At 71.6% G+C, this 14,040-nt stretch carries 13 protein-coding genes; 8 read left to right on the top strand and 5 right to left on the bottom strand.

Features of this window, described 5'->3' with window-relative positions; all coding sequences use genetic code 11:
• Positions 1 to 2: 2 nt before the first annotated feature.
• Positions 3 to 647, bottom strand: coding sequence for a polysaccharide lyase family 7 protein (locus ACIBVN_RS34950; protein ID WP_397143834.1), 645 nt, complete (start codon positions 645 to 647; stop codon positions 3 to 5).
• Between the two features lie 183 nt (positions 648 to 830).
• On the opposite strand from ACIBVN_RS34950, the gene ACIBVN_RS34945 reads away from it, so the two are divergent.
• Positions 831 to 1,820: a LacI family DNA-binding transcriptional regulator gene (locus ACIBVN_RS34945; RefSeq protein ID WP_397144036.1), complete on the top strand. Its 990-nt coding sequence runs from the start codon at positions 831 to 833 to the stop codon at positions 1,818 to 1,820.
• A 46-nt stretch (positions 1,821 to 1,866) separates the two neighbouring features.
• Here ACIBVN_RS34945 and ACIBVN_RS34940 read toward each other — a convergent pair whose 3' ends face one another.
• Together ACIBVN_RS34940 and ACIBVN_RS34935 are read right to left on the bottom strand one after the other, a co-directional pair.
• Complete coding sequence (locus tag ACIBVN_RS34940; RefSeq protein WP_397143832.1) at positions 1,867 to 3,009, bottom strand: phosphatidylinositol-specific phospholipase C1-like protein; 1,143 nt, start codon at positions 3,007 to 3,009, stop codon at positions 1,867 to 1,869.
• A 106-nt stretch (positions 3,010 to 3,115) separates the two neighbouring features.
• Positions 3,116 to 4,024 (bottom strand): cyclase family protein, encoded by a 909-nt coding sequence (locus ACIBVN_RS34935; protein WP_397143830.1) that lies wholly within the window; start codon positions 4,022 to 4,024, stop codon positions 3,116 to 3,118.
• Positions 4,025 to 4,084: 60 nt separating this feature from the next.
• Here ACIBVN_RS34935 and ACIBVN_RS34930 point away from each other — a divergent pair, with 60 nt between their 5' ends.
• Complete coding sequence (locus ACIBVN_RS34930; RefSeq protein ID WP_397143828.1) at positions 4,085 to 5,236, top strand: serine hydrolase domain-containing protein; 1,152 nt, start codon at positions 4,085 to 4,087, stop codon at positions 5,234 to 5,236.
• A 12-nt stretch (positions 5,237 to 5,248) separates the two neighbouring features.
• Here ACIBVN_RS34930 and ACIBVN_RS34925 read toward each other — a convergent pair whose 3' ends face one another.
• Both ACIBVN_RS34925 and ACIBVN_RS34920 read right to left on the bottom strand, forming a co-directional pair.
• Positions 5,249 to 5,980: an SDR family NAD(P)-dependent oxidoreductase gene (locus tag ACIBVN_RS34925; RefSeq protein WP_397144034.1), complete on the bottom strand. Its 732-nt coding sequence runs from the start codon at positions 5,978 to 5,980 to the stop codon at positions 5,249 to 5,251.
• Positions 5,980 to 6,570 carry an isochorismatase family cysteine hydrolase gene (locus ACIBVN_RS34920; RefSeq protein ID WP_397143826.1) on the bottom strand — a complete coding sequence of 197 codons (591 nt, stop codon included), beginning with the start codon at positions 6,568 to 6,570 and terminating at the stop codon, positions 5,980 to 5,982. Before ACIBVN_RS34920 ends, ACIBVN_RS34925 begins: the two co-directional genes overlap by 1 nt.
• A gap of 168 nt (positions 6,571 to 6,738) precedes the next feature.
• Between ACIBVN_RS34920 and ACIBVN_RS34915 the strand changes: the two genes are divergently transcribed.
• From ACIBVN_RS34915 to ACIBVN_RS34890, 6 genes are read left to right on the top strand one after another with little or no spacing between them, the layout of a single operon-like run.
• Positions 6,739 to 8,514: a serine/threonine-protein kinase gene (locus ACIBVN_RS34915; RefSeq protein ID WP_397143824.1), complete on the top strand. Its 1,776-nt coding sequence runs from the start codon at positions 6,739 to 6,741 to the stop codon at positions 8,512 to 8,514.
• Positions 8,515 to 8,525: 11 nt separating this feature from the next.
• Positions 8,526 to 8,888 (top strand): Zn-ribbon domain-containing OB-fold protein, encoded by a 363-nt coding sequence (locus ACIBVN_RS34910; protein WP_397143823.1) that lies wholly within the window; start codon positions 8,526 to 8,528, stop codon positions 8,886 to 8,888.
• Positions 8,885 to 9,208 carry a VOC family protein gene (locus tag ACIBVN_RS34905; RefSeq protein ID WP_397143821.1) on the top strand — a complete coding sequence of 108 codons (324 nt, stop codon included), beginning with the start codon at positions 8,885 to 8,887 and terminating at the stop codon, positions 9,206 to 9,208. The genes ACIBVN_RS34910 and ACIBVN_RS34905 overlap by 4 nt, the downstream gene beginning before the upstream one ends.
• A 15-nt stretch (positions 9,209 to 9,223) precedes the next feature.
• On the top strand, positions 9,224 to 10,732 hold the full coding sequence (locus ACIBVN_RS34900; RefSeq protein WP_397143819.1) for an AMP-binding protein: 1,509 nt from the start codon (positions 9,224 to 9,226) through the stop codon (positions 10,730 to 10,732).
• On the top strand, positions 10,729 to 12,750 hold the full coding sequence (locus ACIBVN_RS34895) for an acetate--CoA ligase family protein (protein ID WP_397143817.1): 2,022 nt from the start codon (positions 10,729 to 10,731) through the stop codon (positions 12,748 to 12,750). Before ACIBVN_RS34900 ends, ACIBVN_RS34895 begins: the two co-directional genes overlap by 4 nt.
• Positions 12,737 to 13,486, top strand: coding sequence for a glucose 1-dehydrogenase (locus tag ACIBVN_RS34890; protein WP_397143815.1), 750 nt, complete (start codon positions 12,737 to 12,739; stop codon positions 13,484 to 13,486). Before ACIBVN_RS34895 ends, ACIBVN_RS34890 begins: the two co-directional genes overlap by 14 nt.
• Positions 13,487 to 14,040 lie beyond the last annotated feature (554 nt).

Below are 14,040 nucleotides of genomic sequence, written 5' to 3'. Positions count from 1 at the left end.
ATCTAGGGTTTCCGGTAGAGGTGGATGTTCTTGATGTGGACGTCGTTCCTGCTCGCCATGCCGGCGCGGCCGTACAGCCCGCACTTGAAGTAGTGGGTGGCCGCGCCGTGGTCCTGGAACGTGGCGCGGAACTGCCGGTTCACGAAGACGTGCACGAGGCCGGGGCCGGTCTCGTGCACCACGTTGAGCCGCAGGTACGTGTCGTAGATCGGGGTGTGGATCTGCTGGGACTGGTCGTAGTAGTTGAGGCTGTCGGTGTTCATGGCCAGCGTCATGAACGCCGTGGCCCAGGTGGCGCCGCCGAAGACCTGCATGACGCAGACGCGGTGGGCGCCGGCCGCGACCTTGATGTCGCATTCGAACTGCGCGTCCCCGGAGGTGTAGTCGTTGTGGAAGCGGAGCTCGCTGCGCGGCCCCGAGTCCTGTCCGGGGAACGTGCTGGGATCAGCGGAGTAGAGCCAGAAGTGGTGCTCGCCGGTGGCGACGTCGTACGTGTGACGGGTCCTGTCCGGAGGCTGGTGCACGGTGTAGCCGGGAGAGATCTCGGTCCACCCGGACCCGATCGGCGCGGCGTGCGCGGCCGACGGCCATCCCCAGGCGGTCAGGCCGAGCGCACCGGTGCCGATGATGAACGTTCTCCTTCGCATGGCGGCTCTCGTTTCGTCGCGATCAGAATGCTGTGCGAGATATTGCGAAAGAAGATCTAGCGGCACCGTAGGCCAACCGCCATAAGTCGTCAAGGGTCCGGCGAGCAGGCAGACTTCTGACGGGGAAGACGTTCTAGGGGAGGACTTGAAGTGGACGACGTGACTGTCCCCCGCCGCAGCACCATGGCGGACATCGCCGCCAAGGCGGGGGTCTCGCCTTCGACCGTGTCGAAGGTGCTGCACGGCAGGTCGGACGTCTCTCCGCAAACCCGCGGCCGCATCCAGCGGCTGCTCGGTCAGCACGGCTACACGCTGCCGGGACACGGCGAACATCCCGGTGGCCTGATCGAGTTCGTCATCAACGAGCTGGACAATCCCTGGGCCGTGGAGCTGATCCGCGGCGCCGAGGAGACCGCGCAGGCCGAGGGCATGGGCCTGGTCGTGTCGGCCGTGCACCGGCGGAGCAAGCTGGCCCGGCACTGGCTGGACGCGCTCGGCAACCGGGGGTCGCTCGGCGCGATCCTGGTCGTCTCCGAGCTCTCCGCCGAGCAGGAGCGCGAGCTCGGACGGATGGGCATCCCCTTCGTCGTGGTGCAGCCCTCGGAGAACGCGAACCCGGACACCCCGGCGGTCGGCTCGACGAGCTGGCAGGGCGGATTCTCGGCCACGCGGCACCTGATCGAGCTGGGCCACCGCAGGATCGCGATGATCACGGGTCCGGCGGAGCGGCTGACCTCACGGGTGCGGCTGGACGGCTACCGCGCGGCGCTCGACCAGGCCGGGATCGAGTCCGATCCCGAGCTGATCCGGCATGGCGACTACTCACACGAGCCCGCCTACCACCTGTCCCTGGAGCTGCTGAGACTGCCCGACCGGCCCACGGCCGTGTTCGCGGGCAACGACCTGCAGGCCCTGGGCACGTACCGGGCGGCCAAGGAATGCGGTCTGCGGGTGCCGGAGGACGTCAGCGTGGTGGGCTTCGACGACTTGCCCTTCGCCCAGTGGATCGCCCCGCCGCTGACCACCGTGCGCCAGCCGCTGGCGAACATGGCCGGCATGGCCGTCAGGCTCCTCGTCCAGCTCATCAACGGCGAGCAGCCGGAGACCCTGCGCGTCGAGCTGGCGACCCGGCTGATCGTGCGCGAGAGCACCGCCCCGGTCGCGAGTTCATAGAGGTCGCCTGATCGGTCCGTCCGTCCCGTACACCGGGGCGGACGGTTCAGCGCACGCGCTCCAGAGTGCGGTCCTGGCAGCCGGAGGGCGCGTTCACCGGGTTGCAGCGGGCCGTGGCCCCGCCGGGCAGTTCGGCCACGTAGTCGCTGCCGTTCCTGGCGGACAGGCCGATCACGGGGAAGTCCGTGCTGACCATCTGCGCGCCGCTGTCCAGCGCCGCCTTCAGCCGGCTCGTGTCGCCCGACCTGGCCTCGGTGAACGGCACGTCGGAGCGGGTGCGCACGTAGTACCCCTTCCGCACGAAGTCCTGGATCTGCGCGGTGTTCGTGCCCTGCGGGTCGTTCCAGCCGATGAAGGCGGCGTCCGCGCGGCCGGGGCGGGAGTTCGTAAACAGCACCCGCCCCTCCAGGCTGGGGTGACCCGTGAGATAGGGCTTCTGGATGGCCTCGGCCTGGTTGTCCATGAAGAACATGACCTTGCCCCGCGAGGACGACAGTTCCGGCCAGCCGTGCTGGAGCACGGACTGCTCGAGGGTGAGCCCCGGCCTGCGGACGTCGTCGGGCGTGATGAGCCGGTCGTCAGGGAAGACCGAGCGGATCTCGGCGTCCAGCGCGTCCATCAGCGCCGCGTCCCACGCCGGGCTCTTGGCGCCGCCCATCGCCTCCTTGGCCGGGTCGGTGCTCTTGAGCTCGGTGAGGATCGTCAGCGGCACGTGCCCCGGATGGGCGTCGGACCATTCGCGCACCTGGCGCAGGCAGGTGGCCAGGGCCGAGCAGTTGGTGCCGTAGTCGTGGTCGGCCCAGTGCAGCACCTTGAACCCGGGCTTGGCCAGCGCGGGGTCGTTGAGCGGCGGCAGCCCGGCGTCCCGCCTGACCAGCGGGTTGGCGTACAGGCCGCCCTTGGGGTCGGGGAAGACGTCCAGCTCGATGCCGCGCACGTGCTGGGCGGTGAACTGGTTCGGCAGGGCGGTGTGCGAGTACTGCAGGTTCCACCAGTTGGCGTCGGTCTTGCGCTGCACGTCCTTCTCGGCGTCGGTCAGCTCGCGGTGGTAGCTGTTGTGGGTGGCCATGGTCTGGATCTGGTTGATCCGCAGCGGGCCGCGTCCCGCCGTGGCGGCGTCGGCGGCGGGTACGGCCGCGAGCGCGGTCAGGGCGGTGGCGGCGATGCCGATGAGGGCGAGGCGGCGCATGGCTCTCCTAGCACGGGGGTTTTACCGGGACAGACCATTGGGGGCAGGGGTTAACGGCTGATCACGAAATATCCAAATGCGCCGGAAAATATGCGGAAGCGTCCGATCAGAGGATGGCCAGAGGAGTGACCGGGCTGCCGGTCCCGCCCTCGATCCTGAGCGGCGCCACCACGAAGACGAACTCCGTACGGCCGGCGGCCCCCAGCTCCTCCAGCCAGAGCATCTCGACGAGGTGCACGCCGTGCCGGTGGAGCAGGATGAGGTGCAGGTCGTCGGCGAGGTCCTCGTCGGCGAGCCCCCGTGCGTTGAGCCCGCCGATGGCGGCGTTGTCCGAGGCCACCACGGACACGTCGTGCGCGGCGAGCCAGCGGCCTGCCTCCGCGGACAGCCCCGGCTGGCCCGCCCAGTACTCCTCGTGCGAGCGCCGCCACACCAGCGGCCAGCCGGTACGGATCACCGCGGCGTCCCCCGGTCGCGGCGTGGCGATCTCCGCCAGCAGCTCCGCCGGGATCCTGAAGTCCGCGGGCAGGTGGTCGAGGCCGAGGTGGCGGGCCACGTCGAACAGCACACCCCTGGCGACCACGCCGCCCACCTGCTCGATGCCGCACCTGGTCGCGCCGTAGGAGCGGACCCTGGCCGCCGGATGGCCGTTGTAGAGCTCGTCGCCCGACCACATGTGGCACAGCGCGTCCATATGGGTCGTGGTGCCGTGATGGCTGACGACCAGCGCGTCGTCGGCCACGTACAGCCCCTCCCCGATCGGGCGGGCGCCGGCCGCGTAGTCGCCGCCGTCCACGGACATGAAGTGCTGCGGCAGCGGGCGACCGGGCAGGTGCGGGACCGTCGTGGGGGCGGGCGAGGAGGTGGCGCCCCTGATCGGCATGGCCAGGCTGAGCACCTCGCCCGTGGTGGCGCTGCTCAGGGCTTCGAGCACCGTGGCCGGGGTGAGCAGGTTGAGGGTGCCACGCTGATCGTCTGGGCCGAATCGTCCCCAGTTGTTAGGCTCGTGAACCACGTAAGCGCTTCCTTTCTCCTACGCGCCGCCTGGCGCGGATAACCCTGCGCCGGAGGTCCGATGCACTGCGATCCGCGGTTCTCCCGCGTACGCGAGGTGTTCGAGGGGCATCTCGCCGACGGCGCGGAGCTGGGCGCCGCCTTCGCCGTCTACCTGGACGGCGAGCCGGTCGTGGATCTGTGGGGCGGTGTCGCGGACCGGCACACGGGGCGGCTGTGGGAGAGCGACACGCCTGCCTTCGCCTACTCCTGCACCAAGGCGATCACCGCCACCGTGCTGCTGCAGCTCGCCGAGCGGGGGCTGGTGGACGTCTCCGGGGCGGTCGCGGACGTGTGGCCGGAGTTCGCGGCCCGGGGCAAGGGGGCGGTCACCGTCGAGCACCTGCTCACTCACCAGAGCGGGTTGCCGGTGGTGGAGGAGCCGGTGCCGGTGGAGGAGTTCGGGGATCAGGCGGCCATCGCCGCCCGGCTCGCCGGTCAGGCGCCGCTGTGGGAGCCGGGGTCGGCACACGGCTATCACGCGCTGTCGTACGGGTTCCTGGTGGGGGAGGTGATCAGGCGGGTCACCGGCAAGTCGGTGGGTGAGCTGGTCGCCGCGGAGATCGCCGAGCCGCTGGGGCTGGAGCTCTGGGTGGGGGCGCCGGACACGGTGATCGCCCGCACGGCCCGGCTCAAAGCAGGCGAACGCCCGCGCGCAGCGGTCACCGAGGCCACCGGCGGGGTGCCGGATGTGCTGGCCGAGATGGCGAAGGCGGCGCTCGATCCGCAGAGCCTCATGAACCGCTCGCTCGGCAACCCCGGCATGCACCTCCTCAAGGGCGGCGCGAACCACCCCGTCATCCTGCGGGCGGGCTGGCCCGCGGCCGGGGTCGTGACCACGGCCAGGGGGCTGGCCGGGTTCTACCGTTCGCTGATCGCGGGCGACCTGCTGCGCCCCGAGACGCTGCGGGAGGCCGTACGCCCCCGCGTGCACGGCCCCGACCGCGTCCTGCTCCTGGACACCTCGTTCGGCCTCGGCTACATGCGGCCGTCCATGACGTTCCTGATGCCGTCGCAGAGCGCGTTCGGCCACTCGGGGCTGGGCGGCTCGCTCGGCGTGGGCGACCCTGAGCGCGGCCTGGCCATCGGCTACGTCATGAACAAGATGGCCAACGCCGTCTCCGGCAACCTGCGCGGCCTCCGCCTGGTGCAGGCGGTCTACGACTCGCTCTGACCGCATGACCGCTCAGTGCATGGTCACGCCGCCGCTCACCGACAGCGTCTGCCCGGTGATGTAGGCCGCGCGATCCGTGCACAGGTAGGCGACCAGGCCCGCCACGTCGGCGGGGGTCCCGAGGCGGCGCAGCGGGATGCCGCGCGCGATCTTGTCCACCAGCCCCGGCTCGGCCGCGGACACCCGGTGGAGCATGGGCGTGTCCGTGGGGCCGGGGCAGACCACGTTCGAGGTGACCCCCGCCTTGGCCGCTTCCCTGGCGAGCGTCTTGGCCAGGCCGAACAGCCCCGCCTTGGTCGCCGCGTACGCCCCTTCCCCGCCGGATCCCGCCCTGGCGCCGTCGGAGGAGACGAACACCAGCCGCCCCCATCCCCTGGCCAGCATGCCGGGCAGGAGCAGCTTGGTGAGGAGCATCGGCCCGCGCAGGTTGACCTGCCACATGAGGTCCCAGCCCGCGGGATTGCTCTCGGCGAACGGCTCCACGATCGACACCCCGGCGTTGTGCACCAGGATGTCCACCTGTCCCACCGCTTCGGAGAACTCCTCGACGGACGCGGGCGAGGCCAGGTCCACGACCGCCGCCCGCCCGCCGGGCAGGTCGGCGGCCACCGCTTCCGCGCTCCGCACGTCGGCGACCACGACCTCCGCCCCCAGCGCGGACAGGTCAGTGGCGATGGCCGCGCCGATCGCGCCCGCTCCCCCGGTCACCACGGCCACGCGCCCGTCCAGGCGCAGCCCGTCCATCATTTCCACGTCTCGACGAGGTCCGCCGTGCCGGCGCGGGTGGCGAGGAGGCTGATCGTGTGTTTCAGTACGGCCCGCGCGTAGTCCTCGGGAATGCCCGCCACCGCGTCCGTCACCACCGTCACCCGGTAGCCCAGGTTGACCGCCTCCAGCGCCAGGCCCGGGATGCCCAGGTTGAGCGAAACGCCCGCCGCGACCACGGCGGACACGCCCAGGGAGCGCAGCGTCATGTCGAGCGAGGTGCCGGTGAACGGGGAGAAGCCGTGGTGGCGGCGGCTCTCCAGGTCGCCGCCGTCCCGCAGCTCGGGGATGACCTCCGCGGCGGGCGTGCCCTCCAGCATGTGCTCCGGGTCCTTGAGCAGGGAGACGATGAACGGGCAGTTGTCCGTGTGGGAGCCGGACCGGTCGGGGCGGAAGGCGGCCGTGCAGTGGATCACCGGGATCCCGGCCGATCTGGCCGCCTGGAGGAGGCGGGCGGTGTTGGCCACGACGTCGTGCCGCGCGCAGGCATCCACCAGCTCCGGAAATTTCGTCAGATCGCCGACTACGCCCCGCTGCATCTCCATCACCAGCACGGCCACGCGCTCCACAGGCGACCTCCGTCGATTTAGCCGAGCGCTTGCTTGGGGACAACTCAGCATATCACCCGCGACACAGCGTCATCTCCCATTGACACCCGGCGAAATATCTCCAGTCGTGACAACCCCAACCCCAGGTGAGACCGTCGAATCGAAGACGGCTGCTAATGGGGGTTCGACTTGGTCCCTGGTTACCGCGAAGTACGCCAGCTCGGCGCCGGACGCACCGGCCGCGTCTTCCTCGCCACCTACCAGCAGACGGGCGCCTACGTGGCGATCAAGTATCTGAACGCCACCTTGCGCAGGGACGCCGAGTTCATGGAGCGCTTCCGGTCGGACACCCACGAACTGGTCGAGATCGACGACCCGAACGTGGTCCGGATCTACGAGTACGTCGAGACCGCCGGCCGGGCCGCCGTCGTCATGGAGCTGGTGGACGGCGTGTCACTGCGTACGCTGCTGAGCGAGCACCGCGGGATCAGCCCGGAAGCGGCTCTCGCCGTGCTGAAGAGCACGCTGCTGGCCCTGGCCGCCGCGCACGAGCGGGGCGTGCCGCACCGTGACGTCAAGCCGGAGAACATCCTGGTCCAGGCCGACGGCACCAGCAAGCTCGCCGACTTCGGCGTCGCGGTGCACGCGGAGGAGCCGGACGTGCCCGCGGGCAGCCCCGAGTACATGTCGCCCGAGCTGTGGACGCACGGCCGGGCGGGGCCGCCCGCGGACCTGTACGCGGCGGCGTGCGTGCTCTTCGAGGCGGTCAGGGGGCGGCCGCCCTACCGGGCGGTCAAGGAGGGCCCATCCGGCAGCGACGAAGGGGCGCTGGACGTTCCCGCCGTGCGGGACAAGCACCTGGCGGAGCCCGTGCCGCTCGAGTTGACCCCCGACTCGCTGCGCGACCTGCTCAAACGCGGGATGGCCAAGGATCCGGCGGACAGGTACGCCTCGGCCAGGCAGTTCGCCGCGGAGCTGGAGGAGGACGCGGTCGCCGGCTACGGGCCGGAGTGGGAGAAGCGGGGGCGGCGGCACCTGGGCGAGCTGGCCACACTGCTGGCGCTCCGGTTCCCGCTGGCCAGGACCGACCGGGCGGCCGGGATCACCCTGAAGGACCGGGCGCTGCGGATGCCCCGGCTGCCCCCGCACTTATGGGTGGCGGGGGCGACGGTGGTCACGGTGGCGCTCGCGCTCTTGGTGTCGGGCGGGCGGCTGCCGCCGGGACCCGGCGCGATCCTGATGCCACCGCCCAAGACGACGCCGAGCGAGCCGGAGCCGACGCCTGTCGACGCGGCCACGCCTAGCCGTACCCCGACGTCCACCGCTCCCCGCCGCACCTCGCCCTCCCCTGCCCGTGTGCCGAGCAGCTCCGCGCCGCCCCCTCCCACGATCCGGCAGGGCGGGACCTCCGTGCCCCGCCCCGCCGCCGTCCTGGCCGCCGGCGTCGTGGGGTGGAGCGGCACGGCGGGGACGATCAAGGTCTCCGTGGACGGTGCCGGGCCCGTGCGGCTGCTGATCTCGTACACGCGGCGGGACGGGGAGGGCGGGGTGGCCAGGACGGTACGGCAGGAGAGCCGCACCTTACGGGGCAGCACCGTCTACACCAGCAGCGTGGCGCACGACCCGGGGAGCGTTTCCTGCGGCAGGCGGGCCTACTTCGGGATCGTCGTCATGACGGAGCCCGCCGCAGCGAACGGGCCGCAGGTGAGCGAGGTCGCGGTGGACGGCGCCGCCTGCCCTGCGCCTTCCCGTTCCGCCACGCCGGCGCCCAGCCACGAACACAGCACCTCGACCCTCACGACACCCACGCCGTCGCCCACACCATCGGGCACGTCGCTGGGCACCTTGTCAGGCACGTCGTCAGGCACGCCGTCGGGCACCTCGTCGCACACGTCGTCGGGCACGCAGGAGCCGCTTTCCCTCCCCCGGAGGCCGGGCCTTGTGAGTCAACCAAGCGTGCGCTAGCTTGGCAAGCGATGAGCGGTGACACCTCTGCGTACTGGGCCGCCTGCGCGCGCGGCGAGCTGGTCGTCCAGCGCTGTACGTCGTGCGACCGCCGCGTCCACCTCCCCGCGGCCGACTGCCCCTGGTGCGGCGCCGGCGAGCTCGTGTTCGAGCCGGTCGAGGGCGAGGGTGTCGTGCACACGTTCACGGTCGTGCACCGCTCGTTCGCCCCCGGGTACCGGGGCCGGGAGCCGTACGTGATGGCCTGGGTGGACCTGCCGGCGGGCGTGCGGGCGTTCGGGCACGTGGTGGGGTGCGCCCCGGACGACGTACGCGTCGGCATGCCGGTACGCGTGACGTTCATCGACGAACTCCCTCATTGGAGGCCAGCGTGAAGCTGGGCAACGTGCTGATCCCCGTCGCCGACCTGGACGAGGCGATCGCCTTCTACGGCCTGCCGGTGAAGTTCAGGGACGGCGACAGGTTCGCGGCGCTGGACGGCGGCGGGGTCACCGTGGCGCTGGCCGGGCCCGCCGAGCACGTCACCGCCTCGGTCGCGCCCTCGTACAAGGTGGACGACCTGGAGCAGGCCGTGCGGGAGATGGCGGCGCGCGGCGGCGAGGTGGTGCGGGAGCCCGAGAAGGGGCCGCACGAGACGCGGGCCGTGCTGCGCGATCCCTCAGGAAACGTCTTCGTGCTCTATCAGCCCCTCTGACTGGAGGCATCCCCCATGGCGCGATCACCATACGGCAACTACGGCCACGCGATCCTGACCGCCGGAGCGCTGCGCACGCCCGACCGGGTCGCGCTCACGTACTGCGGCGAGCAGAGCTTCACCTACGACGAGCTCAACAGGAACGTCAACCGCCGCGCCGGCGCCCTCCTCGCGAAGGGGATCACGCCGGGCCGGCGGGTGGCGGCGCTGCTCAACGAGACGTTGCGGGTGGCCGAGGTCTACCTGGCGCAGGCCAAGATCGGGGCGGTGACGGCGGCGCTGAACCCGTACTGGCCGGTGGAGACGCTGCGTGACGTGGTGGCGGCCTCGGGGTGCACGGCGTTCGTGTACGACGCGACGGTCGAGGGCGTGGTCGAGCAGATCAGGGGCTCGCTCCCGGCCGTGACCACGTGGATCGACGTGCGGGAGCTCGAAGGCGACTCCGAGGAGGAGCCGCCGATCAGCGGCTGGCACGACGACCCGCTGGCGCTCTACTACACCTCGGGCACGACGGGGCTGCCGAAGGCGGTCGTGCACACGCACGCGTCCTCCCTCGCCACGGCGCAGATCTGGCTGGACGTGCCGCGCGGGCCCGACTCGGTGTTCGGGACGGGCGCGATCATCTGGGGCATCGGCTTCCCGGCCATCGCCGGGCCGGCTCTGTACGCCGGGATGCGCCTGGTGCTGGAGCAGGACTGGGGACCGGCGAACTTCCTGCGCGTCGTCCCCCGCGAGCGGGTCACGCATCTGTCGCAGATCCCCTCGTTCTACTCCGCGCTGCTCGCGTCGCCCGACCACGAGGGCGTGGACCTGTCGTCCATACAGGTGATCATGCTGGGTGGCGAGCCGCTGACCAGGACCATGCTGGACCGGATCAAGGCCAGGCTCCCGCAGGCGGGTGTGTACTCGTACTACGGCCAGACCGAGGCCCCGTACACGTGCATGGGCCGCGTGGACGACGGCTCGACCCCGCTCGGCTCCTCGGGCCGCGCCCGCACCGGCAACGCGGTCCAGATCACGGGCCCGAACGGCGACCGCGTGATCGACGAGGTCGGCGAGATCAACCTGGCCGGGCCGCACCGGATGACCGGCTACGACGGCCTGTCGGAGCGGACGGCGGAGGTGCTGCGCGGCGAGTGGTACGTCGGCGGCGACCTCGGGACCCTCTCCTCCGACGGCGTGCTGCGCGTGCTGGGCAGGCGGGAGGACTCGATACTCAAGGGCGGCGTCTGGACCCAGCCGGTCGTGATCGAGGAGGCGGCCGCGGCGCTGGACGGGGTGGCCGAGGCGGGCGCGGTCGGGGTGCCGGAAGGGGCCTCCGAGCAGCGCGTCCTGCTGGCGGTCGTGCCGCGCGCCGGGCACACGCTGGAGGCGTCCAAGCTGGCGCTGGCCCTGGCCGACGCGCTGCCGGAGCACCAGCGTCCCGACCACATCGTGGTGGCCGACGAGCTCCCCCACTCGCAGGACGCCTCCGGCGGACCCGGCAAGCTGCTGCGCGGGAAGATCCGCGAGCTGCTCGGGTGAGCGCGTACGAGCACGAGGTCAAGGCGCTGCTCAGCGAGGCCGGGGTGCCGGTGCCGCGCGGGATGGTGGTGCACGACCTCGACTTCTCCCGGGCCGCGGAGCTGGCCGAGCCGCTGGTGCTGAAGGCGTTCGGCCCGGGACTGGTGCACAAGTCGGACGTCGGGGCCGTCGCGCTCGGGCTCTCCAGGGACGAGCTCGGGGCGGCGGCGGCCGGCATGCGGGCCAGGCTGCAGGTCGCGGGGTTCCTCGTCGAGGAGCAGGCCGACGCCGGGGTGGAGCTCATCGTGGGCCTCGTACGGGACCCGGGCTTCGGTCCGGTGCTGCTGGCCGGGCTGGGCGGGGTGTGGACGGAGGCGCTGCGTGACACGGCGCTGCGGCTCTGCCCGATCTCTGAGGAGGACGCGCGGCGCATGCTGGCGTCCCTGCGCGGATCTTCCGTCCTGTACGGGCGCCGCGGCGGCCCGCCCGTGGACGTGGACGCGGTGGTCAAGCTGCTCATGACGGTCGGCGGCCCCGGCGGGCTGTGGGAGCGGCTGGAACTGGGCGAGTTCGAGCTGAACCCGGTCATCGCGACCCCTTCGGGGGTGATCGCGGTCGATGCCCGCTACCTGCCCTCCCCGGGACCTGTCGTGCCCGGGGCGCCCGGCGCCGCGACGGACTTCCTGCCGCTCTTCGAACCCAGGGCGGTGGCCGTCGTCGGGGCCTCCACGACCAGGCCGAACTTCGGCAACATGTTCCTCGGCTTCTACCGCGCCGCCGGCGTCCCGCTGGCGGCCGTGCATCCGTCGGCGGCCGAGGTGGCGGGGGTGCGGGCCGTGCCGTCTCTCGCCGATGCGGACGTCGACTACGCCCTCGTGGCCGTGCCCGCCGAGCGGTGTGCCGAGGTGGTGCGGCAGGCGTACGGGGTGCCGTTCGTGCAGGTGATGAGCGGCGGGTTCGGCGAGGCCGGACGGCCCGGGCTGGAGGCGGAGCTGGTCGAGGCGGCGCGGGCGGCGGGGACGCGGCTGCTCGGGCCCAACTGCATGGGCGTTTACTGCCCCCGGGGGCGGCAGACGTTCGTGGGAGGCGGGATCGGGCCCGCCGGGTCGGTCGCGCTGGTCTCGCAGAGCGGCGGGCTCGCGGGCGAGGTGATCAAGGTCGGGGAGCGGCGCGGGCTGGCGTTCAGCCGGGTCGTCACCGTCGGGAACTCGGCCGACGTCACCCCCGCCGAGCTGCTCCGCTGGCTCGCCCGCGACTCGGAGACGCGCGCCGTCGGGCTCTACCTGGAGGATCCGCGTGACGGGCGCGAACTGTTCGAGGCGCTGCGCTCCATGGAGTCGCCGGTGGTGCTGCTGGTCGGCGGGCGCACCGGGCAGGGGCAGGAGGCGGCCGCCTCGCACACCGGCGGCATGGTGAGCGACCGGCGGATCTGGGAGGCGGTGGCCGAGCAAGCCGGGGCGGTCCTGGTGTCCAGTCAGGACGACCTCATCGGGGTGCTGGCGTACTTCCAGGCGCACGGCTCGCGCGCCTCCGGCTCCGACGGGGTGCTGGTGGTGGGGCCGAGCGGGGGCGCAAGCGTGCTGGCGGCGGACGCGTTCGACCTGGCCGGGGTACGGCTCGACCCGCTGCCCGGCGACGCGCTGGACGCGCTGCGCGGGCTCGGCGTGGTGGCCTCGGGCAATCCGCTCGAGGTGCCGGTGGGGCCCTTGGGCCGGGCCGCTCTCGTGCCCGACGTGATCGAGGCGCTGCTGCGGCACCGGGCGTACCGCGACGTGGTCCTGCACGTCAACGTCCAGGCGTTCTTCACGTACGGGGACGCGGCCGAGCCCCTGTACGCGTACGCGCGGGCCGTGGCGGGGGCGCAGGAGGCGCTGCCCGGCACCAGGATCACCCTCGTCACCAGGAACGGCGAGTGCGCGCCCGCGGGCGTCGAGGATGAAGTGAGGCGGATCGCGGCGGCGGCGGGGATCCCCGTCTACCGCTCCATGGAGGCGGCCGCGGTGGCGGTCGCGGCGGGAGGGCGTCATGGGGTTGCTTGACGGCAAGGTCGCGTTGATCACCGGCGGGGCTCGCGGGATGGGGGCGGCGCACGTGCGGCTGTTCCTGGAGGAAGGGGCGCGGGTGGTCTTCGGTGACGTGCTGGACGAGGAGGGCAAGGCGCTGGCCGAGGAGACGGGGGCCGCGTACGTCCATCACGATGTGACCAGCGCCGAGGACTGGTCGCGGGCGGTGGCGACGGCCACGGAGCTGCACGGCCGGCTCGACGTCCTGGTCAATAACGCCGGGATCCTGAAATTCCGCCGCATCGCCGACATGTCGCCCGACGACTTCGATCGCGTGATTTCCGTGAACCTCAAGGGGACCTGGCTGGGGATCAAGTCGGTGATCAGCCCCATGAAGGCGGCCGGGCGCGGCGCCATCGTGAACATCTCCTCGATCGAGGGTTACGTCGGGGCCGAGGGGCTGTCGGCGTACTCGGCGTCGAAGTTCGGGGTACGCGGGCTCACCAAGTCGGCGGCCCGTGAGCTGGCCCGGTTCAACATCCGGGTCAACTCGGTGCATCCCGGCGCGATCAACACCTCGATGGCGATGGATCCGGACCTCATGAACGAGGTCGACGCCGACGCGTTCGTGAAGTCCATGGTCATCAAGCGCTTCGCCAAGCCGGTGGAGGTGTCGCACGTGGTGGCGTTCCTGGCGTCGGACCGGGCCAGCTACTGCACGGGAAGCGAGTTCACGGTCGACGGCGGCCTCCTGACGGGCGCCGGCTACTGACCGGCGTCCACCTTCAGGCCCGCGGCGAAACCAACGCCACGTCGCACAGCGCGCCACTGTCCAGCGCGAGGCCCGGCGCGGCGCAGCTCGGGCGGCGCGGCACGGCGTTGCGGCGTGATGTGGCGCGGCGTGGCGGTGCGGCGTGGCGGCGTGATGTGGCGCGGCATAGCCAGGTGCGGTGCGGCTCACATGTGGAGCCATGAAGCCTCGACCTCAGGACACTCGCGCAACACGCCCGGGACACAACCCTCCGAATGGACAGGTACCGCCTGCAGCGGGCTTGGGGGCGTAGGGGCCCTCACCTGGGCATGAGCTAGATCTTTTTGGATTAAACCACCGAAGCCCGGACATTTCTGGCAACATCTTTGACCAGCGGTTACCTAGCCTCTGAAGGCTTGAACCTCTCTTGGGTCGTGCATGACCTACCTTGACCGCAAGGTAGCCTCGCTCATCACGGAAGACGACAAGCCTCCGGTTTTGTCACACAGGTCCCGGGTTACCCCCTTTACCCGGATTTATGTTGACAAACCCGGTCTTGCCCGGAAGGTTCCCCG

The organism is Nonomuraea sp. NPDC049400, from assembly GCF_044466425.1.
GTDB lineage: Bacteria > Actinomycetota > Actinomycetes > Streptosporangiales > Streptosporangiaceae > Nonomuraea.
Note: the sequence above shows the minus strand (reverse complement) of the source record. Positions and strands in the feature narration are given on the sequence as shown.